This is a genomic window from Vibrio sp. 378 (assembly GCF_033339435.1).
Genome location: NZ_JAWOUO010000838.1, coordinates 1 through 591, shown reverse-complemented (window position 1 = coordinate 591; position 591 = coordinate 1). Strand labels below are relative to the sequence as shown.

Below are 591 nucleotides of genomic sequence, written 5' to 3'. Positions count from 1 at the left end.
ATTCATTGGCTTGCGGTGTTAATGTTAACGTACCAGCGACGAGCGTTTGCGCTACACCATCCACGAACACGGTACAACTCGGAGGGAAGCCAGAAATCGTCACTTCTGAGAAGAACTCATCGGCATCTGGACTTTGGCTGGTCGTTGGTTTCCAGTCGATGTTGAAGCGCGTATCTTCGTCACCTTCCGAAACCACGGTATAGTTATTTCTTGCGTCAATCACAGGGCCAACAATCACACGAATTTCCCCAGTTGAGGTGCGCGTATGACCATCGTTTTCAGTAACGATCGTGGTTGCTGTGATGTGAATATTCTCGGTAGACGATGCTTCCGGTTTAATCACAATGCCCGAGTTGATATTTGCTTGCGTAATAGTCGCTTCATAGATTGGCTGGTTATTACCATCGTACCCAACGAACGTTAAATCGACCGAGTTGCCATCATTATCAAATATCTCAACGCCATCAGGAATGTTGGAAAGCAGTACCGTTACCGTTTCAGAGTGGTCGTTCGGGTTGTCTTTGACTTCTCCAGAAAGAATGCTGAGCGAAATATCAACTTGGCCATTTTCATCCACAAATGTTTGAACGC

At 46.4% G+C, this 591-nt stretch carries 1 protein-coding gene; it reads right to left on the bottom strand.

Annotation, left to right across the window (positions count from 1 at the left end; translation table 11 throughout):
• Positions 1-591: hypothetical protein (locus tag R7Q48_RS29140; protein WP_318133843.1), on the bottom strand; the 591-nt coding region annotated here is incomplete at both ends.